The organism is Rhodococcus sp. NPDC006774, assembly GCF_040636045.1.
Lineage (GTDB): Bacteria > Actinomycetota > Actinomycetes > Mycobacteriales > Mycobacteriaceae > Rhodococcoides.
The window spans coordinates 377,084-402,791 of the sequence record NZ_JBEYIW010000003.1 but is presented as its reverse complement, the minus strand read 5'-3'; the positions used below and the strand labels follow the sequence as shown (position 1 = coordinate 402,791).

The window sequence follows — 25,708 nt, the reverse complement described above, 5'->3', positions numbered from 1 at the left end:
CTTGTTGCGCATGATGGGTAACCGGATCTCAGTTACCGCGTCGAGCAAGCTTTTCGATCTTGTCCGCGACCTCGCCACCGGTATGTGGCTCGCGGGCTATCAACAGAATCGTGTCGTCACCCGCGATGGTCCCGACGATCTCGGGCATCGCAGCACGATCCAGAGCGCTGGCCAGGTAGTGCGCCGCGCCCGGTGGTGTGCGGAGGACGGCCTGGTTCCCGCTGTGATCGGTGGACACCAACAACTCCCCCAGCAACTTCAGGAGACGGTCGGTGCCGCCGGACACTCCCCGGACCGGGCTGCCGTCCTCGGGCACGACGTACACCCCCACTCCACCGTCCGGCGCGCGCAGTTTCACGGCACCCAATTCCTCGAGGTCCCGCGAGAGAGTTGCCTGAGTGGTGTCGATCCCCTCGGCCGCGAGCAACGACGCCAGCTGCGGTTGACTGCGCACCTGATGCGTGGCCAGCAACGCGATGATCCGTGCCTGCCTCCCCGCGCGGGTCGACGCGGTCAACGGCACCGCAGTGACGTCCTCGCTCATGGTCGTCGTGCCTGTTCGAGGAGCCACACCAGCAGAGCCTTCTGCGCGTGCAGGCGGTTCTCGGCCTCGTCCCAGACCACACTCTGGGGACCGTCGAGCACCTCGTCGGTGATCTCCTCGCCGCGATGTGCGGGTAGGCAGTGCAGCACGACAGCGTCCGACTGGGCCTTCGAGAGCAGATCGGAATCGATTCGATACGGCCGGAACGGGGCGACGCGATCGAGACCGTCGTTCTCCTGGCCCATCGACGTCCAGGTGTCGGTGACGAGCGCGTCGGCACCGGCGGCGGCCTCGAACGGGTCCTCGGTGATGGTGATGGTGGCCCCGGTTTCCTCGGCACGCGCATGCGCCGCGTCGAGAACGTAGCCGAGCGGCGCAAATTCCTTGGGCGCGGCGATCCGCACGTTCAGCCCGGCCGTCACTCCGCCGATGAGCAGCGAGTGCGCCATGTTGTTGGCACCGTCACCGAAGTAGGCCAGGGTGCGCCCCTGCAGATTTCCCTTGTGTTCGATCAGGGTCTGCAGATCCGCCAGAACCTGGCACGGGTGGAACTCGTTGGAGAGGGCGTTGACGATCGGAATCGTTGCGCCGGTAGCCATCTGCTCGAGCCGCTTCTGCCCGAACGTGCGCCACACGACCGCCTCGACATAGCGCGAGAGAACCCGCCCCGTGTCCTGCAGCGTCTCCTCACGACCCAACTGGGTGTCGCGGCCCGTCACCACCACGGCATGACCACCCAACTGCGCGATGCCCATCTCGAACGAGAAACGGGTGCGTGTCGAGTTCTTCTCGAAGATGACACCGATCCCCTTGGGACCCTCGAGCGGACGCTTCGAGAACGGTGCACGCTTGAGCTCTGCTGCCAGGGCGAGGATTTCGCCCTGCTGCACAGGCGTGATGTCGTCGTCCCGGAGGAAATGCTGAACGGTCATGGCTGATGAGCCTCCTGTGCTGCGTCGAGAATTGCCGGTAGCGCCGTCACGAACGACGCGGCTTGGTCTTCGGTGATGATCAACGGTGGTGCGAGCCGGAGCACGTCGGGCTGTGCCGCGTTGAGGAGGAAGCCTGCCTCGCGCGCGGCTGCTTCGGCCGCCGGCGCGACGGCGGCGGTGAGAACCACGCCGAGGAGAAGACCCGAACCCCGAACATGGCTCACCAGAGGGTGATTCAGACCCTCGATGGAGTGCGCGATGGTCTTGCCGATGCTGTCCGCGTGCGAGAGCAGATCCTCGTCGGCAATGGTGCGCAAGACGGCCAGAGCCGCCGCCGCGCACACGGGATTGCCACCGAACGTGGTGCCGTGCTTGCCCGGATGCAGCAACTCCCCCGCCGCTCCGATGCCGATGCAGGCCCCGATGGGCAGGCCACCGCCCAAGCCCTTGGCGAGTGTGATGACGTCGGGCACGATGCCGACCGACTGGTGGGCGTAGAACCATCCCGTTCGGCCGATACCGGTCTGTACCTCGTCCAGGACAAGCAGTGCACCGTGCTTCGCGGTGATCTCGCGCGCAGCGAGGAGGTATCCCTCGGGCGGAACCACCACTCCGCCCTCGCCCATGATCGGTTCGAGAAACACTGCGGCGGTATCGGAATCGACGGCGGCTTCCAGCGCGGCCACATCGCCGTACGGAACGTGGTGCACGCCGGCAGGCATCGGCTCGAACGGGGTCCGCTTGTCCGGCTGACCGGTCAGTGCGAGAGCGCCCATCGTCCGGCCGTGAAAGGACTTCTCGGCTGCCACGATGTTGGGGCGGCCGGTCAGGCGAGCGATCTTGAACGCCGCCTCGTTGGCCTCGGTTCCCGAATTGCACAGGAACACCCGGCCGGTGGCCCCGGCACCGAGGTGCGCGAGCAATTGCTCGGCCAACGCGATACCGGGTTCTGTCGCATAGAGATTCGAGGTGTGCCCGAGAGTGGACAGCTGAGTGGTGACCGCCTCGATCACCGCCGGATGGGCGTGTCCGAGAATGTTCACGGCGATACCCGCGAGCAGGTCCAGATACTGCTTTCCGTCGGCGTCCGTCACCACCGCACCCTCGCCGCGGACGAGCGCCACGCGCGGAACACCGTAGTTGTCCATCAACGAATTCGACCACCGCTGTTGCAGATCGAGGGTGGACTCGGTGCCGGTCATGGCGTGACTCCTGACGTAGACGAGTGATCGGGGGTGACCATGGTGCCGATTCCCTCACCGGTGAACAGCTCCACCAGCACGGAATGTTCGACGCGACCGTCGATGACATGAGCCGATGGAACACCGGCTCGAACCGCCCGCAGGCACGCTTCCATCTTCGGCACCATCCCGGCGTCGAGCGATGGCAGCAACGCCTCGAGCGTGGACGCGTCGATCTCGGAGGTCAACGAGCTGCGATCGGGCCAATCCGTGTACAGGCCTTCGACATCGGTGAGCACCACCATCTTCTCGGCACCGATGGCACTGGCGAGCGCCGCTGCCGCAGTGTCCGCGTTGATGTTGTGGACGACGCCGTCGCGGTCGGGAGCGATGGTGGACACCACCGGAATACGTCCTGCCGCAATGAGATCGAAGACCGCTGCAGGGTTCACCGACGTGACGTCGCCGACGAGACCGATATCGGTCTCGGCGCCGTCGACCAGCACGGTGCGCCGCGTCGCGGTGAACAGGTGCGCATCCTCACCGGAGATTCCCACGGCGTAGGGACCGTGGCCGTTGATCAGGCCGACGAGCTCGCGCCCGACCTGCCCGAACAGCACCATCCGCGCGACGTCCATGACCTCGGGGGTGGTGACGCGGAATCCGCCGCGGAATTCACCTGCCAGGCCGAGTCTGGTCAGCATGGCCGAGATCTGTGGCCCGCCGCCGTGAACGACCACCGGATGGATTCCGACGGTGCGCAGAAATACCATGTCGGCCGCGAAGGCCCGCTTCAAATTGTCGTCGATCATGGCGTTTCCGCCGTACTTGACGACGACGACCTTGCCCGAGAATCGCTGCAGCCAGGGCAGAGCCTCCGCGAGCGTGAAGGCCTTCTGCGCGGCCGTCAATTGCAGAGCGGCCGAGGTCATGACGAGTACGCCGAATTCTCTTCGACGTACGCGTGCGAGAGATCGGTGGTTCGAATGGTGGCCGACCCTGCGCCGAGACCGAGATCGATGGTCACCGCGATGTCGACACCGGACAGATCGACCTCCCGAGCCCCCGGCGCTCCCACGCCGTCGATGCACACCGGATTGCCGTTGAAGGACACGGCAATTCGATCCGGATCGAGCTCGATCGGGGCGATACCGATTGCCGCGAGCACCCGACCCCAGTTGGGATCCGACCCGAACAGGGCCGTCTTGGTCAGCGAGTCCCTGGCGACTGCGCGCGCGCCGATCAGGGCGTCGTCCTCGCTCATCGCACCAGACACGGTGATCCGCACCCGCTTGGTCACGCCCTCGGCGTCGGCCATCATCTGGTCGGCCAGGTCGTCGCACACCGCCAGGACCGCGGCGTCGAGTTCTTCCTGCGACGGTGCCACTCCGCTGGCCCCGGAGGAGAGCAGCAGCACGGTGTCGTTCGTCGAGGACGCGCCGTCGACGTCGAGCCGGTCGTAGGACATCCGGGTCGCCGCGCGCAGCGCCTTGTCCAGCTGGTCTGCAGTGGCGACGGCATCGGTGGTGATGACGCTGAGCATCGTGGCCAACGATGGTGCCAGCATGCCTGCACCCTTGGCCATGCCGCCGACGTTCCATTTGTCGGCATGATGAACGGCCGCCTGCTTGGGCACGGTGTCGGTGGTCATGATCGCGTACGCCGCGTCGGTACCACCCGAAATACCGCCCGCGAGTTCGTGCACCACCTCGGTCACGCCGGGCAGCAGCTTGTCCATCGGGAGCCGATCACCGATGAGACCCGTCGAGCACACGGCAACCTCGATCGCTCCGGTCTCGGAACCCCAATTGCTCAGTGCGGACGCCACTTCCTCGGCTGTCCGGTGCGAATCCTGGAAGCCGGGCGCACCCGTGCAGGCATTGGCACCACCGGAATTCAGAATCACCGCGCGCAGCCGTCCGGTGGAGAGCACCTGCTGAGACCACAGCACCGGCGCAGCCTTGACCTTGTTTCGGGTGAAGACACCCGCCGCAGCGAAATCGGGACCCTCGTTGAACACCAAGGCCAGATCGGACTTGCCACTTGCCTTGATACCGGCCGTAATACCGGCGGCGCGGAAACCCGCGGGACAGGTGACGCCCTGCGTGCGCACGAGCTTGCCCACAACCATGCCGACGGCCTCCGCCTGGCTCCCGACGCTGCTCATGGCGCTACTCCTACGGTAGAGAGACCCTCGGTCTCGGTGATTCCCAGTGCAAGATTCATGGATTGAACTGCGGCTCCCGCCGTGCCCTTGGCCAGATTGTCGATGGCCGCGATCACGACGAGCAAGCCGGCGTCCGCGTCGACCGACACGCTCATCTGCACGGCGTTCGACCCGATGACCGAACCGGTCTGCGGAAGTCGTCCGGCCGGAAGCACGTGCACGAACGGCTCTGCCGCGTACGCCTTCTCGTAGACCTCGACGGCCTGTGCCTGCGTGGCGGTGGTGATCGCGGTGCAGGTGGCCAGGATTCCGCGAGGCATCGGCGCGAGAACCGGAGTGAAGGACACCGCAACAGCGCTACCGGCGACGGCCGAGAGGTTCTGCACGATCTCGGGAGTGTGGCGGTGCGCGCCCGCAACCGCGTACGCCCGAACCGAACCCATCACCTCCGAACCGAGAAGATCGGCCTTGGGAGCTCGGCCTGCACCCGAAGTACCGCTGACGGCAACGATATTGACACGGGGCTCGATGATTCCTGCGGCGACAGCGGGTGCGAGCGCGAGAGACGACACCGTCGGGTAGCACCCGGGAACCGCGATGCGAGTGGCACCGACCAAGCGCTCACGGCAGCCCGGCAACTCCGGCAAGCCGTACGGCCAACTGCCCGCGTGAGGACTCTTGTAGTACTTCTCCCAGGCCGCACCGTCGGTGAGGCGGAAATCGGCCCCGCAATCGATGATCACCACGGACTCGGGCAGCTGCAGCGCGAGCTCGGCGGACTTGCCGTGCGGGAGCCCCAGGAACACGACATCGTGCCCTGCGAGTTCGTCGACGGTGGTCGGGGCGAGAACGCGGTCTGCGAGAGGCAACAGATGGGGATGGAATTGACCCAGCGTCGCACCGGCATTGCCGCCCGCGGTCAGAGTGCCGATGACCAACGAACCGTCGCGCACTCCCGGGTGCCCGAGCAGCAGTCGAAGAATTTCACCGCCGGCGTACCCACTTGCGCCCGCCACCGCGATGCGCCTCGGCGTTGCCTCCGAAATAGTCATGCGGTTTATTATGCAGCATCATGCAAGCTCATTCATGAATGGGTCCGGTGTGTCAGCGTCCGCCCATGGACCTGCGGATCTCGTCGAGCTTCTTTCGGCCGGCTTCCTGGCGTTCGTTCCACTGCTCGTCGAGGTCACGGCCTGCCCTGGACTCTCGGTCCAACTCCTCCGCGCCCACGGCTGTGCCCGATCGCTGTTCCACCTTGTCGCGCACACCGTCCCACGTGGGCACCCCCGAATCGGTGAAGTCACCGATCGGCGCGCTCACCGCACCGGAACCGTATGCGGTACCGACAGGCAGGTCGTCGACCAGCTCCGCATCGATGATCCCCGGTACCGTGCCGCCGCGCGGAGCCCCCGGTGGTGGATCACCGAGCGGCTGGTCGATCCGCGGCTTCGTCACCTGCGGAACGTCCACGTCGGGAACCGTTCCGGGTGGCGCTCCGCGATCGGGCGTGATCGGCTCCGGCCGGGCAGTACCCAACTCGGCGGCCAGAGCAGACGCGGCAGCTGCCACCGGGGCGAGTCGCGGACGACCCGCCACGGCGGCAAGAATCTCCTCGATCACCTGAAGATCCGTCGCACCGTCTGTTCCGAATTCACTCATGCGCTGCTCCCGTCACCCGTGGTACTCGTGACTCCACGCTACGGACACACGAGCCCGGGCGTGCACGGATCAACTGCGCGGCTGCGCCGATTCAACTGCGCAGCTGCGCGCCGACAGCCTTCGATGCCGCTTCGACCGCCGCATCACGCGCAGCCGTTGCCTGATCCTCGGTCAAGGTGCCGTCCGCACCGCGGAACCGCAGCGCGAACGCCAGCGACTTGCGACCCTCGCCGACCTGTTCACCCTCGTAGACGTCGAACAGTCGAATCGACTCGAGCAGGTCGCCACCGCCGATCGTGAGCGCGGCTTCCACCGACGCCGCTGGTACGGACGCGTCGACCACCACGGCCACGTCCTGCAGCACCGCCGGATACGGAGACACCTCGGGGGCAGGGAGCGACTCGACGACGGGGAGAGCGCTCAGGCTCAACTCCACGGCACACGTACGCGGCGGCAGGCCCGCCCGCTCGAGCACCGCCGGATGCAGCTCGCCCGCGTATCCGACGACCTCACCGTCGAGCAGGACCTCCGCGCACCGACCCGGATGCCACGGAAGGTGCTGTGCCGCACGAAGATCGACGTGCACTCCGGACGCCTCGGCAACCGTACGTACCGCAGCGAACGCATCGGCGGCCTCTGCCGCGCGGCCGGGACCCCACGGACCCGACAACTCACGCTGACCGGTCAGCACCATGCCCACGTGCACCGGCTGCGCAGGCAACGAACCACGAAGCATGGCGATCTGGTCGTCGGTGGGACGACGGTCGACCGGCAACGCCTCCACAGCTGCGGTGGCGTCGTGTCGGAGCACCACCTGAGCAATGCCGAACAGCGAGACGTCTCGCTGACCTCGCGCGATGTTCCGGCTCAGCATCTCGAGCAAACCGGGAAGCACAGTGGTCGCGAGCTCGGGACGGTCGGCCTCGAGTGGATTGAGCACCGAGGTGGTCGCGCGCCGTGGGTCGTCCGCGTCGAGACCCCACGTGTCGAACACGCCCTTGGGCAGGAACACCGGAGGTAACACCTCGACGTACCCGGAGAATGCGAGTGCCTTGCCGACAGCGCGCCTGCGCTTCTGTTCGGCGGTGAGGCCACGACCTCCCGGAGCCGACGGCAGTACCGACGGGATCTGTTCGAGCCCCTCGAGCCGCAGCACCTCTTCCACCAGGTCGGCGCGCTGCACCAGGTCCGGTCGCCAGGACGGCGGGGTGACGATGAGCTGGCCGTGCCCGCCGTCGTCGACCGACACCTCGACTGTGCAGCCGATCTGCGTCAAGCGTCGAGCAGCGGTTCCGTTGGGGTACTGCACTCCGGCGATCCGATCCGGCAGGTCGAAGTCCATCGTGACCGTGGGATATTCGGCGGCTTCGCCGATGTCGGTCAGCACGGGCTCGATCCGTCCGCCGGCGATCTCGACCAGCAACTGTGCTGCGCGATCGAGCGCCGCCACCGGAAGTGCCGAATCTACGGTCCGCTCGAAACGCTTGCTGGCCTCGCTGGAGAGCTTGTGACGGCGCCCGGTGCGGAACACCGCGAGCGGATCGAACGACGCAGCTTCGAGTACGACCTCGGTGGTCGAGTCGTCGACTTCGGTGGACGCGCCGCCCATGACACCGGCCAACGAGATCGCTCCCGATCCGTCGGCGATCACGACGTCCTCGGGATCGAGGGAACGCTCGACGCCGTCCAGTGTGGTCAGCCTCTCCCCCGCATTCGCACGCCGGACGACCAGATCGCCATCGAGCTTGGCCGCATCGAATGCGTGCAACGGCTGCCCGAGTTCGTGGAGCACGTAGTTGGTGACATCGACGGCCGCCGAGATCGGGCGTACGCCGGCCAGCAGCAGTCGACGCTGCATCCACCAGGGCGTAGTCGCCGCCGGATCGATACCGACGATCTTGCGCAACGCGAATCGCGATGCGCCCGAGTTCGGTTCGACGGTGACAGACCATGCATCACCGGTGACCTCGGTGGGGACCGTGCGCGCCGGATCCACGAACGGGAGGTCGAAACTGCAGGCCAGTTCGCGGGCGAGGCCGCGGACCGAGAAGGCGTAACCGCGATCCGGGGTCACGTTCAGCTCGATCACCGAGTCCTGCAGCCCGAGAACAACTTTGGCATCGTCACCCGGAGCGGCCGTGCCCTCCGGCAACACCAGAATCCCGGAGTGATCCCGGCCCAGCCCGAGCTCGAGGGTCGAGCAGATCATGCCGTTGGAGTTGCGGCCGTAGGTCTTGCGCGACGCGATGGCGAATCCCCCGGGCAGGACGCTGCCCGGCAAGGCGGCCACGATCAGGTCACCCTCGGCGAAGTTCCTGGCACCGCACACGATCTCCTGAGGCTCGGCAGCTCCGACGTCCACCAGGCAGAAGCGAATCGGCTTCTTGAACTCGGTCAGCTCCTCGATCGAACTCACCCGACCCACCACCAGTGGTCCGGTCACATTGTCCAGTGAATCGAGTTCCTCGACCTCGAACCCGACCCGCACGAAACCGGCGTCGAGCTCCTCGGGCGACACGGCCCAGTCGGGAGTCCCCGCGTGCAGGACCTCGGTCAGCCAGGATTGTGGGACTCGCACGTGTGCTCAGCTCTTTCTTGTATCCGAGAAGAAGTGGGGCGGGTGAGAAATTTCCGTCAGGCCTGAACACCGAAGGGCAACGTGAACCTGATGTCGCCCTCGACGATGTCGCGCATGTCCGGGATGTCGTTGCGGAACTGCAGCGTCCGCTCCAGACCCATTCCGAACGCGAATCCGGTATAGACCTCGGGGTCGATACCGCTGGCCTGCAGCACCTTCGGGTTGACCATTCCGCAGCCACCCCACTCGACCCAACCGGCCCCGCCCTTCTTCTTCGGGAACCACACGTCGACCTCGGCCGACGGCTCGGTGAACGGGAAGTAGTTGGGGCGCATGCGAGTACGGGTGTCGTTACCGAACAACGCCTTGGCGAACGCATCCAGTGTGCCGCGCAGGTGCGCCATGGTCAGGCCCTTGTCGATGGCAAGACCCTCTACCTGATGGAAGACCGGAGTGTGCGTCGTGTCGAGTTCGTCCGTGCGAAACGTCCGTCCCGGGCAGACGACGTAGATCGGAACCTCGCGCGAGAGCATCGACCGGACCTGCACCGGAGAGGTGTGGGTGCGCAACACCTGCCGCGAACCCTCGGGCGCGATGTGAAACGTGTCCTGCATCGTGCGCGCCGGGTGGTCGGGCAGGAAGTTGAGCGCATCGAAATTGAAATGCTCGGTTTCGACCTCGGGGCCTTCTTCGACCTCCCAGCCCATGGCGACGAACACGTCGGCCACCTGTTCGGAAATGATCGTGATGGGGTGCCGGGCACCGACGGGAGCTCGGTCGGTCGGCAGCGTCACGTCGATGGTCTCTGCGACCAGGATGGCGGCGTCACGCTCGGCAGACAGCACGGCGCGTCGCTCGTCGAAGGCCTTCTGCACTCGATCACGCGCTGCCTTGACGCGCTTGCCAGCGTCCGCCTTCTGGTCCCCGGGGAGCGCACCGAGTGCGCGCTGCGCCAGTGCCAGCGGAGCCTTGCCACCCACATGATCGATCTTGACCTTGGTCAGAGCATCGAGGTCCGACGCGCCGGCGAACGCCTGCTCGGCCGAGTCCACTGCGGATCCGAGCGCAGACTCCTCGAGAACGCTCGGATCTACCGGCTCGGGTCCGGCTTCTTTCTTCGCCACGACAGCTGCACTCCTCGAGTAATAGTCGGTGTCTGCCACGAACGGTCGTTGCGCAGGCTTCGCTCCTGCGCGGAGCAGACAGGTATCGATCCTAGGCGAGACGTGCTCACGGGGTTTCGGAGCGTCGTTGCGCCCTGGCGCTGGCGTACAGGCAGATCGCTGCGGCGGTTGCCAGGTTGAGGCTCTCGGCGCGGCCGTGGATCGGGATTCGGATGCGGTGATCGGCATCGCGCGTCACGGACTCGGGGAGCCCGTGCGCCTCGTTGCCGAACAACCACGCGGTCGGTTGCGTGAGCAGTTCGTCGGCGTCGTCCAAGTCCACTTCGCCATCGGCGGCCGTGGCGACGATGGTCAGTCCCGCCCTGCGCAACGCGTCGATTCCGGACTCGATCGATCGCTCCCGAGCGATGGGCAGGTGGAACACGCTGCCTGCCGAGGCGCGGACGCATTTGCCGTTGTGGGGATCCACCGAATCGCCCAGCAGAACAACCGAATCCGCTCCTGCCGCGTCGGCGACGCGGATGACGGTCCCGGCGTTGCCCGGCTCGGCCATCTCCACCGGTACGGCCACCAGCCGCGGTGTCCCGGCCAACGCACGGTCGATCGGGACGTCGACCAACTCGGTGACTGCGATCAGGCCCTGCGGAGTGACGGTGTCGGACAACGCCTTCGCAGCACGGTCGGTGATCGGATGAACTCGTGCGCCACCCGCCTCGACGGACGCGATGAGGTCATGGTGGCGCTCGAGGGCATCCGCGGTGAAGAACAGCTCACGAACCAACCGGGACTGCGCCGCCTCGGACACCGCATTGAAGCCTTCGGCCAGAAAGAGTCCGGTCTTCTTGCGCTCCGCGGCTCGAGCGAGCTTGACGGCCGAAACGACCCGCGGAGTTCGCTCGGTCAGCGAATCCACGGGTCGTTTCGGTGTTGAGTCGTCGTACGTCGACTCGCTCAGGCTGCTTCTCCGGCCGGAGCGTTGACATCGGCAGGCAGTGCAGCCTTGGCGATGGCGACCAGGCTTGCGAACGCCGCGGCATCCGACACAGCGAGCTCAGCGAGGATCTTGCGGTCGACCTCGACGCCCGCGGCCTTGAGGCCCTGGACGAAGCGGTTGTACGTGATGTCGTTGGCGCGAGCTGCAGCATTGATACGCGTGATCCACAGCTTGCGGAAGTCACCCTTGCGCGCGCGGCGGTCCCGGTACGCATAGGTCAGCGAGTGGAGCTGCTGCTCCTTGGCCTTGGTGTACAGACGTGAGCGCTGTCCGCGGTAGCCCTTGGACGCTTCGAGAATCGAACGGCGCTTCTTCTGGGCGTTGACGGCCCTTTTTACGCGTGCCACTGGTGAATCCTGTCGATCTGGGGGTGTGTGAAACCCCGAATGGTAATGGGATGAAGCCGACCGAAATCAGTCGGCGGCGGGCCGAATCAGATGCCGAGCAGGCGCTTGATCCGCGGCACGTCGGCCTTCTTGACAACGGCGACACCATCGAGGCGACGAGTCACCTTGGTGGGCTTGTGCTCGAGCAGGTGGCGACGGCCGGCCTTCTGGCGCAGGATCTTGCCGCTGCCGGACACCTTGAATCGCTTCTTGGCACCACTGTGGGTCTTCTGCTTGGGCATGAAATCCTCTTCTTCTGTAATAGCTCTTCGGTGTTGCATGGCACAGCCGCACATCGCAACGGAAATCCTGTGCACCGAAGCAGGTGTAGGGCTGTCTTACTGGTAGAGCGCGAGGCTCAGTTGGTCTGCGCCGGAGTAGCCGGAGCTGCTGCGGCCGGTGCCTCGGCAGCCGGGGCTGCGTCGGCGGGCTGTTCCGGCGCGGGGGCCGGTGCACGCTGTGCGGGCGGAGCCGCTGCGCTCTCCTGTGCCTTGACGCGAGTCTTGGCACCCTTGTGCGGCGCCAACACCATCGTCATGTTGCGGCCGTCCTGCTTGGCCGAGGTCTCCACGAAGCCGAGCTCCGCGACGTCCGCGCCCAGGCGCTGCAGCAGACGGAAGCCGAGTTCGGGACGCGACTGCTCGCGGCCGCGGAACATGATCGTGACCTTGACCTTCGAGCCGGCTTCGAGGAAGCGAACGACGTTGCGCTTCTTCGTCTCGTAGTCGTGCGCGTCGATCTTGGGACGGAGCTTCTGCTCCTTGATGACGGTGAGCGTCTGGTTCTTGCGCGATTCGCGCGCCTTCTGCGCAGCCTCGTACTTGAACTTCCCGTAGTCCATGATCTTGCAGACCGGCGGACGTGCGTCGGGAGCTACTTCTACAAGATCGAGGTCGGCTTCGAGAGCCAAGCGGAGTGCATCTTCAACACGCACGATCCCCACCTGTTCACCGCCCGGTCCGACAAGCCGGACCTCGGGAACTCGGATGCGATCGTTGATGCGGGTCTCAGTGCTGATGGGGCCTCCTAGGTAGTGCGGTGTGGTGTGTAACCCGACCGCCTGCCACTGGCACAGCCCGTCGCCGTCGATCCTCGACATTCCCCGCAGCGGTACGAACCGCTGCAACGAAAAAACCCCGCTCTCGGTGTGATCCGATAGCAGGGCCCGATGTCGACCGGTCGACCCGCACGACAACTGTCGTCGTACAGTCTCCTCACTGGGAGGAAGCACGGAGGAAATCGGTGAAGACTTCCGTCGTGCGACCGGACCGGAAGTAGCTTGTTGAAGGCTACGTGCCGGTGGGAGTCGGGCTCCACTTGCTGCCTCCGTGCGGTGAACTCCATCGAGGAGCGCACGCCGAAGACGGTCGTCGAGTCACACTACCAGCCGATTCCAGAAACCAACAATCGAGCCCGATCGCCCCCGACAGCGTCGGCACCCGATTCTCCCTGCGGCAGGCGGCGTGGGATTCTCGTAGGCATGACCAGCTCCCCCACTCCCGCCGATGGCGATCCCGCGGGTGCCGACCCAGTCGGCACCGAGCCCGAAGTCCGTGAACTCGCCGAGGTCCCCGCGGTCGAGGTCATCAGCCGCGCTGCGGTGATGCTGATGAGTTCCGCCGCCGAGAAATTGGGACTCTCCGAGCCGGATCCCGCGGAGAGCCCCTACCTGGACCTCGACGAGGCACGACGCGTCATCACTGCGTTGGCAGGCCTGGTCACCGCGTCGGTGGAATACCTCGGCCCCCATGCCGGACCCATTCGCGACGGGCTGCAGGCACTGCAGCGCGCCTTCCGGGAAGCGTCGGCCCACCCGGACGAGCCAGGAAAGGGCCCCGGCGAGAAGTACACGGGTCCGGTTCACTGAGCAGAACACCAGCCGAGTCCATACAGCCCGACGAAGCCGCATCCGGTGAGTACCGGATGCGGCTTCGTCGTTCACGCGGTGTGAATCGGACTACTGCCTCCAGCAGGCCGCTGCGCTCATCGGACGGCGGCGACCTTGCGGGGCCTGCGCTTCTTCGGAGCGGCCTTCACCGGCGGAGCGACGACCGACTCACGGGTGAGCGCCTCCTGCAGGAACTTGCCGGTGTAGCTCTCCGAGACCGCCGCCACCGCCTCCGGATCACCTTGCGCCACAACCGTTCCGCCGCCGGAACCACCTTCGGGGCCCATGTCGATGACCCAGTCCGAGACCTTGATGACGTCGAGATTGTGCTCGATCACGATCACCGTGTTGCCCTTGTCCACCAAGCCGTTCACGACGCCGAGCAGCTTGCGAATGTCCTCGAAGTGCAAGCCGGTGGTCGGTTCGTCGAGAATGTAGACCGTGCGGCCGGTTGACCGCTTCTGCAGTTCCGCTGCCAGCTTGACGCGTTGCGCCTCGCCGCCGGACAACGTCGTTGCCGGTTGTCCGAGTCGGACGTACCCGAGACCGACCTCGACGAGCGTCTTGAGGTAGCGGTGGATCGACGTGATCGCCTCGAAGAAGTCGGCAGCCTCCTCGATCGGCATATCCAGGACCTCGGCGATGGTCTTGCCCTTGTAATGGACTTCGAGTGTCTCGCGGTTGTACCGCGCACCCTCACAGACCTCGCACGGAACGTAGACGTCGGGCAGGAAGTTCATCTCGATCTTGAGCGTGCCGTCTCCCGAGCATGCCTCGCACCGGCCGCCCTTGACGTTGAACGAGAATCGACCGGGCTGATAGCCGCGCACCTTGGCCTCGGTGGTCGCCGCGAACAGCGTGCGGATCTTGTCGAACACACCGGTATACGTGGCCGCGTTCGAGCGCGGCGTTCGTCCGATCGGCGACTGATCCACCCGCACGAGCTTGTCGAGCTGGTCGAGTCCGTTGATGCGCGTGTGCCGACCGGGAACCTGACGGGCACCGTTGAGCTTGTTGGCCATCACCGTCGCGAGGATGTCGTTGACGAGTGTGGACTTGCCCGAACCCGACACCCCGGTGACCGAGGTCAGCACGCCGAGCGGGAAGCTGACGTCGATGCCACGGAGATTGTGCTCGCGGGCACCGACCACGGTGACCTGACGCTTCTTGTCCACGACACGACGGGTGTCGGGCAGCGGGATCTCCATCCGCCCGGACAGATAGGCGCCGGTCAGTGATTCCTCGTTGGTCAGCAGGTCCTCGTACGAACCGCTGTGCACGACGCGCCCGCCGTGCTCACCCGCCAACGGACCGATGTCGACGATCCAATCCGAGGTGCGGATGGTGTCCTCGTCGTGCTCGACGACGATCAGCGTGTTTCCGAGATCGCGCAACCGCGTCAACGTGTCGATGAGCCGACGGTTGTCGCGCTGATGCAGTCCGATCGACGGCTCGTCGAGCACGTAGAGAACGCCGACGAGTCCCGATCCGATCTGGGTGGCGAGTCGGATGCGCTGGGCCTCGCCGCCCGACAGCGAGCCGGCGGTCCTGGCCAGTGACAGGTATTCCAGGCCGACGTCCAGCAGGAAGCCGAGGCGAGCCTGCACCTCCTTGAGGACCTGACCTGCAATAGCTTCCTCGCGGCGACCGAGAGTGAGGCTGTTCAGGAAATTTGCGGTGTCGGCGATCGACAACTCGCAGACCTCGGCGATCGACTTCGGCCCGAAGTCGCCTGCCGCGATCGTCACCGACAGGATCTCGGGCCGCAGCCTGGCACCGTTGCAGGTGGGACACGGCACGTCGCGCATGTAGCCGTCGTAGCGTTCCTTCATCTGCTCGGACTCGGTCTGCTCCAACCGGCGGTGCAGGAACGGCATCACACCCTCGAACTCGGCGTAGTACGACCGCGTGCGGCCGTAGCGGTTCTTGTACTTCACGTGCACCTGGTGATCGCTGCCTTCGAGGACCGCACGCTTGACCTTGGCGGGCAACTTGTTCCACGGCGCGTTCAGGTCGAACCCCATGGCGTCGGCGAGACCGGACAGCAGGCGGCCGAAGTACTCCGACGTCTGGCCCATCGACCACGGTGCGATGGCACCGTCCGCGAGGCTGAGATCACCGTCGGGAACGACCAGCTCCGGGTCGACCTCCTTGCGGACGCCGAGTCCGACGCAATCCGGGCACGCACCGTACGGCGAGTTGAAGGAGAACGACCGCGGTTCGAGATCGTCGATGGACAACGGGTGACCGTTGGGGCAGGCGAGCTTCTCGGAGAACCGGCGTTCGCGGTCCGATGCATTCTCGTCACGGTCGACGAAATCGAGCACCACGATGCCGTCGGCCAGGCGAAGGGCGGTTTCCACCGAGTCGGTCAGACGCTGCTTCGAACTCGACTTGACGGTCAGGCGGTCGACGACGACCTCGATGTCGTGCTTCTCCTGCTTCTTGAGCACCGGTGGGCTCGTGAGCTGATGTACGACGCCGTCGACGCGAACACGTGAGTAGCCCTGGGTGTTCAGCGAGTCGAACAGGTCGACGAATTCGCCCTTGCGGGTGCGCACCACCGGTGCGAGAACCTGGAACTTGAGGCCCTCCTCCATGTCCAGCACCTGATCGACGATCTGCTGCGGAGTCTGCTTCGCGATCTGTTCGTTGCACACCGGACAGTGGGCCGTGCCTGCACGCGCGTACAGCAGACGCAGGTAGTCGTAGACCTCGGTGATGGTGCCCACCGTCGATCGCGGGTTGCGGTTGGTCGACTTCTGATCGATGGAGACCGCAGGCGAGAGGCCCTCGATGAAATCGACGTCCGGCTTGTCCATCTGGCCGAGGAACTGCCGCGCGTACGCGGACAGCGACTCCACGTAGCGGCGCTGACCTTCGGCGAAGATCGTGTCGAAGGCGAGGGACGACTTGCCCGAGCCGGACAGACCCGTGAACACGATCAGCGCATCGCGGGGCAGGTCGATGTCGACTCCCCGCAGATTGTGCTCTCGTGCACCTCGCACTATCAGGCGATCCGCCACTGTGTTCCCTTCTTTCCGAACGAGCACGTCCAGCCGAGTTGCTGCAGGACGCAGCACTGCACGACTGTCGAGTCGCGTGATGACGTGTGATGCCGACGCATCGGTCACATCTCGTGTAACCGTGGACCCCACGTCGAAAACCTGTTGTGGTGAGGGACGAACCTCACGCAGTAGCAATGGTAGATCCAGGCACCGACACACTTTTCCATGTGCGCGACCCCGCCGCCCCTCGTGCCGTCGACGACGGTAGCGTCCTCGAAATGGACGAGCACCTCATGGTCATCGATGACAATTACACCGGCGTCGTCTCTCAGGGTTCGCAGCCGCAGCGGCGAACGATTCCCGGAGCGACGATCACGAAGATGTCGGTCGGCCCCATGGACAACAACACCTACCTTGTCGTCTGTTCCGCGACAGGTCACTCGCTTCTGATCGACGCCGCCAACGAGGCCGACCGAATCTCGTTGCTCATCGACGAGAACGCGCCGACACTCTCACTCATCGTGACCACCCACCAGCACGCCGATCACTGGCAGGCGCTGGCGGACATCGCGGGCGGAACGGATTCTCCGACCGCAGCCCACGAACTCGACGCCGAACCTCTACCGGTGGCTCCGAACCGCCAGCTGGCCGATCGGGACACCGTGTCGGTGGGTGAGCTCACGTTCGAGGTGGTGCACCTGACCGGACACACCCCCGGCTCCATCGCACTCGCACTCACCGATGCCGACGGCGCGCGCACTCACCTCTTCACCGGAGATTCGCTCTTTCCCGGTGGCGTCGGCAAGACGGGCAGCCCCGAGGATTTCACCCACCTGCTCGACGATGTGACGGCCAAACTGTTCGACCGCTTCGACGACGAGACCGTCGTCTACCCCGGCCACGGGAAGGACACGACGCTCGGTGCCGAGCGTCCTCACCTGGACGAATGGCGCGCACGGGGTTGGTGACGATCGGCGTGCTTGAGACCGAGAACCACGGGGTATGAATAGTGTGACAAAAGGACGCGCAGCGGTAGGTTTTCGTACCGCCGTGCCGTTCTGGTTCCACCGCCGATGACACGAGAAACTATGCAGGAGGCTGTCAATGCTGGTCCGCCGTATCGCCCGTCCGCTGATGTCTACGATCTTCATCGCAGGGGGCGTCGACGCACTCCGTAATCCCGCCGGCAAGGCGCAGGCCGCCACCCCGCTGATCGAGCAGGGCAAGGACGTCCTCCCCAACGAGGTCACCGCGAACGTGCCGAGCGACCCGGAGACGCTGGTCCGTATCAACGGCGGAATCCAGGTCGCGGGCGGCATCCTGCTGGCCACCGGCAAGGCACCGCGCATCGCCTCGCTCGCTCTCGCCGGAAGCCTCGTACCGACGACGCTGGCCGGACACGCCTTCTGGAACGAGACCGACCCGGAGACCAAGGCTGCGCAGCGTATTCACTTCTTCAAGAACCTGAGCCTGCTCGGCGGACTGCTCATCGCAGCAGTCGACACCGAGGGCAAGCCGTCCGTCGCGTGGCGTAGCAAGCGGGCAGCACGCCGCGCGCAGGAGACCGTCGTCTCGGCACTGCCGGGGCACTCCACCCACGAGACCGGTGAGCGCGTCAAGGAAATCGCAGCCGTCGCCGCGAGCCGCAGCGCCGATCTCGCCGAGGCTGCACAGCCGAAGCTGGCCAAGTTCGCCGACGCCGCCCAGCCCAAGTTGGCCAAGCTCGCCGACATCGCTACCGACAAGGGCTCGGAGCTGGCCGAGGTCGCTCAGCCGGCACTGAGCCGCTGGGCTCACGTGGCCGCCGACAAGGGCTCCGTGCTCGCCGAGGAAGCACAGAAGCGCGGCTCAAAGCTCGCCGAGCTCGCCGCCGACCGCGGCAGCGACTTGGCCGAGGAAGCACAGAAGCGCGGCTCAAAGCTCGCCGAGCTCGCTGCCGACCGCGGCAGCGACTTGGCCGACGAGGCACAGAAGCGCGGATCCAAGCTCGCCGACAAGGCAGCGCATCGCGGAACCGACCTCGCAGAGCTCGCGCAGAAGCGCGGATCCAAGCTCGTCGACGTTGCCGCAGATCGCCGCAGTGAATTGGCCGATGTCGCGCAGAAGCGCGCGTCCAAGTTCGCCGATCTGGCTGCCGAGAAGGGTTCCGTCCTCGCCGACGAAGCGCAGAAGCGCGGGGTCACGTGGGCCGATCTGGCGTCCGACCGCGTCGAGACGCTGAGCAAGCGCGCTCGCAAGCGCGCCGAGAAGCAGAGCAAGGAACTCGAGAAAGTGACCGAGCAGGCTCGCGCCAAGCTCGAGAAGCGAGTTGCCAAGGCTCAGAAGAACTTGGACAAGAAGCTGCAGCAGTACGCGAAGTAGTGTCGCGCCGATAGCAACTCAGCGACGTTCGCACATACGGCCCTGCCCCGGAACCAGCGGTTCTGCGGCAGGGCCGTTGTGCGGCGTAGACTGCTCTGGCTGATTTCGAGGCGATATCTACGCCTCGGCCGAACTCCCGAGGAGACCCTTTGCCGGACGACGGCCACACATCGAGCGACTCCGCCGTGCCGCTCGAAGAAGACTTCGAGCAGGCGCATCTGACGCGGCTGTACACGCAGCTCGACGCCTTACGTGAGTACGCCGCGAACCGACTGCGTGCAGTGCTGTTGGAGACCGGCGGCACTCCGCAGGCCCGTAGTGAACGCGAATCGTTCAACCAGATGTACACCGAGGACATCGCCAAGTACGACGCCGCCGAGAACGGACTCTGCTTCGGACGCATCGACCTCGATCCCGAGTCCCTCGACCCCAAGGTCGACGACCGGCCAGAGCGCTACATCGGCCGAGTCGGAATTCTCGACGACAAGAACGACTACGAGACGCTGCTGTTGGACTGGCGAGCACCGATGGCCCGGCCGTTCTACCTGGCGACACCCGCCGCACCCGAGAACGTGTTGCGGCGCAGACATATTCGGACCCGCGGTCGGCGAGTGACGTCGATCGCCGACGAATTCCTCGACCTGAATTCCGCCCGATCGTCGAGCGACGCAGCCGTGGCAGGCGGCGTCGCGAGCGAAGGCGCGCTGCTCTCGGCGCTCGATGCCGCCCGTACCGGTCAGATGAACGACATCGTCGAGACGATCCAGAGCGAGCAGGACGCGATCATCCGATCGCAGCATCGCAGTGTGTTGGTGGTTCAGGGCGGACCGGGCACCGGCAAGACAGCCGTCGCACTGCACCGCGCCGCCTACCTGCTCTACACCTACCGCCAGCAGCTCGGTAAGAGCGGCGTGCTGATCATCGGACCCAACGCCACGTTCCTCGACTACATCGGTCAGGTGCTGCCGTCACTCGGCGAGACGGGAGTACTGCTGTCGACGATCGGCGATCTCTACCCGGGAGTCCGCGCACAACGCGAGGACTCGGCCGTGGCGACCGAGGTCAAGGGCAGACTGTCGATGGTGGAGGTGCTGACCCAAGCGGTACGCGACCGTCAGGAAGTCCCCGCGCAGCCCCGTCGACTGAAGTTCGACACCTACGACATCACACTCGATCGCAAGATCGTCACCAGGGCTCGCGGTCGCGCCCGCTCGTCGCGGCGACCACACAACCTGGCTCGGCCACTGTTCGTGTCCTCGGTCATCGACCAGCTGGCCAACCAATTGGCCGCGAAACTCGGGCAGAACCTCGTCGACGGGTCCAGCCTGCTCAGCGCCGACGACATCGCGGACATGCGCGACGAGATGCGCGAGGACCGGGACGTCATGGCGGCCGTGGACGAACTGTGGCCGGACCTGTCTCCCCAGCAGGTTCTCCGCGACCTCTTCGCATCACCCGAGAAGATCGCCTCGGCCGCGCCTGCACTGGACGAGGTGGAGCGTGCGGCGCTCGTTCGTCGGGGCCACGGCTTCTCGTCGGCCGACGCTCCCCTGCTCGACGAACTCGCCGAGCTGCTCGGCGTCGACGACGCGGCCGAACGTGAACAGGCACAACGTCAATGGCGCGGTCAGATCGCCGATGCCCAGGGTGCACTGGACATCCTGACCGGTTCGGCACCTCAGGACCTCGAGGACGAACTCGATCCGGAGATCCTGATGGCCTACGACCTCATCGATGCCGATCAGCTTGCGCGACGCCAGAATTCGGGTCAACGACTCACAACGGCCGAACGGGCCGCCGGTGACCGAACGTGGACCTACGGGCACGTGATCGTCGACGAGGCGCAGGAACTCTCTGCGATGGCGTGGCGAATGGTGATGCGGCGCATACCGAATCGGTGGATGACACTGGTGGGCGATACTGCGCAGACCGGTGACCCCGCCGGGACCTCGTCGTGGGGTTCGGTTCTCGAACCGTATGTGGCCAAGCGCTGGAAGCGAACCGAACTGACGGTGAACTACCGAACACCCTCCGAGATCATGGCCGTGGCGCACGACGTGTTGGCTGCCATCGATCCCGAGCAGTCCGAGCCCCGGTCCATTCGCAGCACCGGAGCGCGACCGTGGGCACAGCGAGTGGCAGATGCTGATCTGGTCACCGCGGTGGAGAAGCGAGTGGCCGATCACCCGCGCCCGGGCCTGAGCGCCGTGCTGGTTCCCGCAGGCCACGTCGACCGATTCCGCCATCTGGCATCGGAGCTGGTCACCGTATCGACGGTCAAGGAGGCCAAGGGACTCGAGTTCGACTCGGTCCTGATCGTCGAACCCGGTGCCATCGTGGCCGATTCGGTCAAAGGTATGAACGATCTGTACGTGGCGCTCACCCGAGCCACGCAGCGACTCGGCGTGGTGCACGTCGACGCATTACCGGGTGAACTCTCGGCGCTGCAACCGTTCGAGCCGGAAGCCTAGAGAACCGCACACAGCAACGGCCCGCTCCGTCGATTCGACGGAGCGGGCCGTTGCTCGAGCGGGGGTGAAATCAGCGGACGGTGTGCACGATCAGAACGTCGCAGGTGGACTTGCGAGCGGCGTCCGACGGGACCGATCCCAGCAGGCGGCCCGTCAACGAGTTCAGGCCGCGGTTACCCACGACGAGGAGGTCGCCCTTGACCTCGTCCACGAGTGCCAGCAGCGACTCGACGGGAGCACCGACGATCGCCTTCTCCTCGATGTTCTTCGCACCGGCCTTGGTGGCGTGCTCGCGCGCGGTGCGCAGAATCTCACGCGTCGGTGCCGATCCGGTGATCTGGTAGGCGTCTTCGCGCAATGCGTCGGCGGCAGCGGACGTGTCCTTCGGATCGGCCGGGTAGTACGCGCAGGCGATCACCAGGGTGGCATCGGCGTCTCCTGCCAGAGCCGCGGCCTTCTCCACTGCCCGCAGTGACGATTCGGAGCCATCGGTCCCGACGACGACGGTGCGGTAGGCGCTCATTCATTCCTCCATTTGTCGGTCACACACAGATGTGACACTTCTGGTCCAACTCGATTGGTGCAAGTCACAGGACCGAAAGACGTGGTCCGGGGACTGATTCGCTGACATTAGCCGCAAGCGGCCGATCGGCACGTGAACTTGGGGAACAACACGATCCGCGCCACTCACATACATTGGTTTGCATGCCGATTCCCCGCCCGCCACTGTCGAGACGGGCCATGACCGTCGGTGCCGCAGTGATTGCAGTTCTGGCGGTAGCCGCTCTCGCATTCGTAGTCCTCCCCCAGGATTCGAGCGCCGACACATCCACGCGTGATGCGCGCATCACGCTACCGGACAGCCCCGGGTCGACGGGCACCGTCGACATCGACGCACGGCTCTACGCCCCCGCCGTCACCCCCGCGCCGACGGTGCTGCTCGCCCACGGCTTCGGCGGCAGCAAGGACTCGGTCGACGGTGAGGCACGTGACCTCGCGGCGCGCGGTTACACCGTGCTCGCCTACAGCGCACGCGGGTTCGGCGACAGCACGGGTTCGATCTCGCTCAACGACCCCGATCGTGAGGTCGCCGATGCCCGTGGACTCATCGACTGGCTCGCCGAACAACCGGAGGTGGAACTCGACGCTCCCGGTGACCCGCACGTCGGTGTCGCCGGCGGATCGTACGGCGGCGCACTGGCACTGAGCGCAGGCGGCACCGACCCACGGATCGATTCGATAGCCGCAGCGATCACCTGGAACGACCTGGGTCAGGCCCTGTTCCCCAACTACGGCGTCACCTCCGCCGAGGGCCGAGAAGCTCTCGGCGACATCGTCACTCCCGCAGCTGCCGAATACGGCGGACCCGGTGTCCTCAAGCGCGGCTGGGCCGGAGTGTTCTTCGGAGTGGGCGCAGCCAGTGCAGCGCCCGACGGCAGCGGCGACGACGGGACCGATTCCGGTACCGCCGAGGGCACCTCGGCCTGCGGACGGTTCGCACCCGAATTCTGCGACGCCTACACCCAATCCGCGGTGACCGGGATTCCCAGCCAAGAACTCCTCGATCTGCTCACGGCCCACTCGCCGATCGCGGTGGCGTCGAACATCATGGCACCGACCCTGTTGGTGCAGGGCACCCAGGACACGCTGTTCGGTCTGGATCAGGCCGATGCGACGGCGCGTCAGATCGCGGCGGCCGGTGGGAACGTCACCGTGCGATGGTTCGACGGCGGCCACGACGCCGGCGGAACGGACAGCACGAGCGATCAGGCCATCGCCGACTTCTTCGACACGACGTTGCGTGACATCGACACCGATGCCGGTACCGGCACCGAGCCGTTCGTCTACTCCACTCAGCGGGCAGCCGACGAGCGCGGCGGCGACCGCAACCGCCGCATGACAGCTCCCGACTACCCGGGGCTGACCGACGACTCCGAACCCACCCGGACCCGATCGGTGACGTTCACTCCCGCTGCGGAGAACCAGTCGATCATTCGTCCGCCCGGAGCGTCCCCGTCGGCGATCTCGTCGGTACCCGGTTTGGGCTCGGTGCTCTCGACTCTCGGATCGACCGGGGCCGGAGCAGCCCTGACCGCGGACCTGCCAGGCCAATCGGCAACGTTCACCAGCGATCCCGTCGATACGTCCGTGACGATCACCGGTGCCCCGCGAGTGAACCTGCGCGTGGCGTCTCTGGCCGCACCCGATCAAGCCGTTCTGTTCGCGAAGCTCTACGACGTCGCGCCGAACGGCACGAGAACACTTCCGGGTGGTGCGGTCTCGGCGATCCGCCTGCCGACCACCGAGGGCATCGACCCCGTCGACGTCACCGTTGCGCTGCCTGGCATCAGCTACACCGTCCAGCAGGGTCATCGCCTCGAACTGAGCATCTCCACCACGGATCAGGCTTACGCCGTACCGCTCGAACCGGCCCAGTTCAGCGTGGCCATGACCGACAACACCATCGCGTTGCCCACCGTCCCCGCAGAAGAGAGCTCCAACAGCACCGTTCCGGTGCCACCGCTGATCGGCATCGGGGTCGTGCTGCTCGCGGTCGCCGGTGCGATCGTGGCCGGAGTCGTGCGGACCAGACGCCGCGCGGTCGCCGAAGTGGACGAGAGTCTGATCGACACTCCCCTGGTGATCACCGATCTGGCCAAGACGTACTCCAACGGCTTCCGCGCGGTCGACGGCGTCAGCTTCGAGGTGAAGCAGGGCCAGGTTCTCGGTCTCCTCGGGCCCAACGGTGCAGGAAAGACCACCACCCTGCGCATGTTGATGGGCCTGATCACTCCCACCGGCGGCGACATCAGGGTCTTCGGCCACAAGGTGACGCCTGGGGCCCCGGTGCTGTCCAGGTTGGGCTCCTTCGTCGAGGGATCCGGCTTCCTGCCGCACCTGACCGGAACACAGAATTTGCGGCTGTACTGGGAAGCGACCGGTCGCCCGATCGAGGACGCTCATCTCGAGGAAGCCCTGGAGATCGCCGACCTCGGCACGGCGATCGAACGCAAGGTCAAGTCGTACAGCCAAGGCATGCGGCAGCGGCTCGCGATCGCGCAGGCCATGCTGGGGCTGCCGGATCTGATGGTCCTGGACGAGCCGACCAACGGACTCGACCCACCGCAGATCAGGACGATGCGCGACGTGCTGATCAACTACGCGAAAACCGGACGAACCGTGTTGGTGTCGAGCCATCTCCTCGCCGAGGTGGAGCAGACCTGCACCCACGTGGTCGTCATGAATCGCGGATCGGTGATCAGTTCGGGCACTGTCCGCGAACTGACCGCGGCAGGAGGACAAACGGAGATCAGGGTCGACGACGCCACCCGCGCGCAGTCGGTGCTGGGTGCCTCCGGCCACGACGGCGCGGTGATCGTCGACGACGGCACGGTGACCGTCGACCTGACCGATGCGGATGCCGCCGTCGTGATCAGGGAGCTCGTCACCGCGGGGATCTCGGTACGCGGATTCTCGCAGTCGACGCGTCTCGAAGACGTGTTCCTCGACCTCGTCCACCGAGACACCCCCGGGTCCGACACCAGCAAGGATCGCTCATGAGCACCACACACGCAGACGGGCGCGCTGCCGGGTACACCGGCAGTAGCACCTTGCCGTTCCGTACCGAGTTGCGCAGGCAACTGGGACGTCGCCGCACTCAGCTGGCCATCGGCTTCCTCGCCCTGCTTCCGGTGATCCTGGCCATCGCCTTCACCGTCGGCAGCTCGAGTGCGGACTCGGATGCCGATGGGCTCATCGAGCTCGGCACCCGCGGTGGCATGAACTTCACGGTCTTCGCTCTGTTCATGTCGGTGGGCTTTCTGCTGATCGTGGTGGTGGCCCTATTCTTCGGCGACTCGGTGGCAAGCGAAGCCTCGTGGTCGAGCCTGCGGTACCTGCTGGCCATTCCCGTGCCCAGGAGTCGTCTGCTGACGCAGAAGGCGCTGGTGTCGGCGACGCTGTCCAGTGTTGCGATCCTGGTGCTCGTCGGGGTGTCACTGTTGATCGGCACCGTGATGTACGGCGCGGAGTCGCTGATCACCCCGCTGGGTGAAGGACTGCCCTACGGCACCTCGCTGGTACGGCTGCTGATCGCGGTCGCCTACATCGGGATCAACCTGCTGTGGGTCGCGGGCCTCGCGATGCTGCTGTCGGTGCTCACCGACGCCCCTCTCGGGGCCGTCGGCGGCGCCGTGATGACGTCGATTCTGATGCAGATTCTCGATCAGATCACGGCACTGGGATCACTCCGCAACTACCTGCCCGGGCACTACGCCAATTCCTGGATCGACGCTTTCGGCACGAGCATCGACTGGAACGACATGGTGGTCGGCTCGTTCTCGGCCATCACGTACGCAGCCGTGTTCGGGTTGATCGCGTGGCGACGTTTCGGCACCAAGGACATCACCAGCTGA

General features: G+C 65.8%; 21 protein-coding genes. 6 read left to right on the top strand and 15 right to left on the bottom strand.

What is annotated here, in order from left to right:
- Positions 1 to 28: 28 nt before the first annotated feature.
- From ABZ677_RS07280 to infC, 13 genes are all read right to left on the bottom strand, one after another.
- Entirely contained in the window at positions 29 to 517 is a 489-nt protein-coding gene (locus ABZ677_RS07280; RefSeq protein WP_094612908.1) for an arginine repressor, read from the bottom strand.
- A gap of 23 nt (positions 518 to 540) precedes the next feature.
- Positions 541 to 1,476, bottom strand: coding sequence for an ornithine carbamoyltransferase (gene argF / locus ABZ677_RS07275; protein ID WP_358367785.1), 936 nt, complete (start codon positions 1,474 to 1,476; stop codon positions 541 to 543).
- Positions 1,473 to 2,678 (bottom strand): acetylornithine transaminase, encoded by a 1,206-nt coding sequence (locus ABZ677_RS07270; RefSeq protein ID WP_358367782.1) that lies wholly within the window; start codon positions 2,676 to 2,678, stop codon positions 1,473 to 1,475. Before ABZ677_RS07270 ends, argF begins: the two co-directional genes overlap by 4 nt.
- The gene (argB, locus tag ABZ677_RS07265) at positions 2,675 to 3,589 is read right to left on the bottom strand and encodes an acetylglutamate kinase (protein WP_358367780.1); all 915 of its coding nucleotides are present in this window, start codon (positions 3,587 to 3,589) and stop codon (positions 2,675 to 2,677) included. Before argB ends, ABZ677_RS07270 begins: the two co-directional genes overlap by 4 nt.
- Positions 3,586 to 4,788, bottom strand: coding sequence for a bifunctional glutamate N-acetyltransferase/amino-acid acetyltransferase ArgJ (gene argJ, locus ABZ677_RS07260; protein ID WP_358367849.1), 1,203 nt, complete (start codon positions 4,786 to 4,788; stop codon positions 3,586 to 3,588). Before argJ ends, argB begins: the two co-directional genes overlap by 4 nt.
- 32 nt (positions 4,789 to 4,820) lie before the next feature.
- Positions 4,821 to 5,876 (bottom strand): N-acetyl-gamma-glutamyl-phosphate reductase, encoded by a 1,056-nt coding sequence (gene argC / locus ABZ677_RS07255; protein WP_358367777.1) that lies wholly within the window; start codon positions 5,874 to 5,876, stop codon positions 4,821 to 4,823.
- Positions 5,877 to 5,928: 52 nt separating this feature from the next.
- Positions 5,929 to 6,483, bottom strand: coding sequence for a hypothetical protein (locus ABZ677_RS07250; protein WP_358367774.1), 555 nt, complete (start codon positions 6,481 to 6,483; stop codon positions 5,929 to 5,931).
- A gap of 91 nt (positions 6,484 to 6,574) precedes the next feature.
- On the bottom strand, positions 6,575 to 9,061 hold the full coding sequence (pheT, locus tag ABZ677_RS07245) for a phenylalanine--tRNA ligase subunit beta (RefSeq protein ID WP_358367771.1): 2,487 nt from the start codon (positions 9,059 to 9,061) through the stop codon (positions 6,575 to 6,577).
- Between the two features lie 56 nt (positions 9,062 to 9,117).
- Positions 9,118 to 10,185 carry a phenylalanine--tRNA ligase subunit alpha gene (pheS, locus tag ABZ677_RS07240; protein WP_037193457.1) on the bottom strand — a complete coding sequence of 356 codons (1,068 nt, stop codon included), beginning with the start codon at positions 10,183 to 10,185 and terminating at the stop codon, positions 9,118 to 9,120.
- 106 nt (positions 10,186 to 10,291) lie between these two features.
- A complete protein-coding gene (locus ABZ677_RS07235; RefSeq protein ID WP_094741808.1) occupies positions 10,292 to 11,098 on the bottom strand; it encodes an RNA methyltransferase in 807 nt (268 codons plus the stop codon).
- A gap of 38 nt (positions 11,099 to 11,136) precedes the next feature.
- Positions 11,137 to 11,526: a 50S ribosomal protein L20 gene (rplT, locus tag ABZ677_RS07230; protein ID WP_032378959.1), complete on the bottom strand. Its 390-nt coding sequence runs from the start codon at positions 11,524 to 11,526 to the stop codon at positions 11,137 to 11,139.
- Positions 11,527 to 11,612: 86 nt separating this feature from the next.
- Positions 11,613 to 11,807, bottom strand: coding sequence for a 50S ribosomal protein L35 (gene rpmI / locus ABZ677_RS07225; protein WP_008715923.1), 195 nt, complete (start codon positions 11,805 to 11,807; stop codon positions 11,613 to 11,615).
- Positions 11,808 to 11,923: 116 nt separating this feature from the next.
- Positions 11,924 to 12,655, bottom strand: a complete 732-nt coding sequence (infC, locus tag ABZ677_RS07220) for a translation initiation factor IF-3 (RefSeq protein ID WP_170946008.1) — start codon at positions 12,653 to 12,655, stop codon at positions 11,924 to 11,926.
- Positions 12,656 to 13,045: 390 nt separating this feature from the next.
- Between infC and ABZ677_RS07215 the strand changes: the two genes are divergently transcribed.
- Positions 13,046 to 13,432: a DUF1844 domain-containing protein gene (locus ABZ677_RS07215; RefSeq protein WP_037193458.1), complete on the top strand. Its 387-nt coding sequence runs from the start codon at positions 13,046 to 13,048 to the stop codon at positions 13,430 to 13,432.
- A gap of 116 nt (positions 13,433 to 13,548) precedes the next feature.
- Here ABZ677_RS07215 and uvrA read toward each other — a convergent pair whose 3' ends face one another.
- Complete coding sequence (gene uvrA, locus ABZ677_RS07210) at positions 13,549 to 16,479, bottom strand: excinuclease ABC subunit UvrA (RefSeq protein WP_094741868.1); 2,931 nt, start codon at positions 16,477 to 16,479, stop codon at positions 13,549 to 13,551.
- Between the two features lie 260 nt (positions 16,480 to 16,739).
- Here uvrA and ABZ677_RS07205 point away from each other — a divergent pair, with 260 nt between their 5' ends.
- The 3 genes from ABZ677_RS07205 (at position 16,740) to ABZ677_RS07195 (ending at position 21,293) form a co-directional block, all read left to right on the top strand.
- Positions 16,740 to 17,429, top strand: a complete 690-nt coding sequence (locus ABZ677_RS07205; RefSeq protein ID WP_358367846.1) for an MBL fold metallo-hydrolase — start codon at positions 16,740 to 16,742, stop codon at positions 17,427 to 17,429.
- Between the two features lie 136 nt (positions 17,430 to 17,565).
- Positions 17,566 to 18,822, top strand: a complete 1,257-nt coding sequence (locus ABZ677_RS07200; RefSeq protein ID WP_358367764.1) for a DoxX family membrane protein — start codon at positions 17,566 to 17,568, stop codon at positions 18,820 to 18,822.
- Positions 18,823 to 18,971: 149 nt separating this feature from the next.
- On the top strand, positions 18,972 to 21,293 hold the full coding sequence (locus ABZ677_RS07195; protein ID WP_094635394.1) for an ATP-binding domain-containing protein: 2,322 nt from the start codon (positions 18,972 to 18,974) through the stop codon (positions 21,291 to 21,293).
- Positions 21,294 to 21,363: 70 nt separating this feature from the next.
- Here ABZ677_RS07195 and ABZ677_RS07190 read toward each other — a convergent pair whose 3' ends face one another.
- Complete coding sequence (locus ABZ677_RS07190) at positions 21,364 to 21,816, bottom strand: universal stress protein (protein WP_032378962.1); 453 nt, start codon at positions 21,814 to 21,816, stop codon at positions 21,364 to 21,366.
- A 182-nt stretch (positions 21,817 to 21,998) separates the two neighbouring features.
- Between ABZ677_RS07190 and ABZ677_RS07185 the strand changes: the two genes are divergently transcribed.
- Positions 21,999 to 24,854 (top strand): alpha/beta fold hydrolase, encoded by a 2,856-nt coding sequence (locus ABZ677_RS07185; RefSeq protein WP_358367760.1) that lies wholly within the window; start codon positions 21,999 to 22,001, stop codon positions 24,852 to 24,854.
- Entirely contained in the window at positions 24,851 to 25,708 is an 858-nt protein-coding gene (locus ABZ677_RS07180; protein ID WP_037192641.1) for an ABC transporter permease subunit, read from the top strand. The genes ABZ677_RS07185 and ABZ677_RS07180 overlap by 4 nt, the downstream gene beginning before the upstream one ends.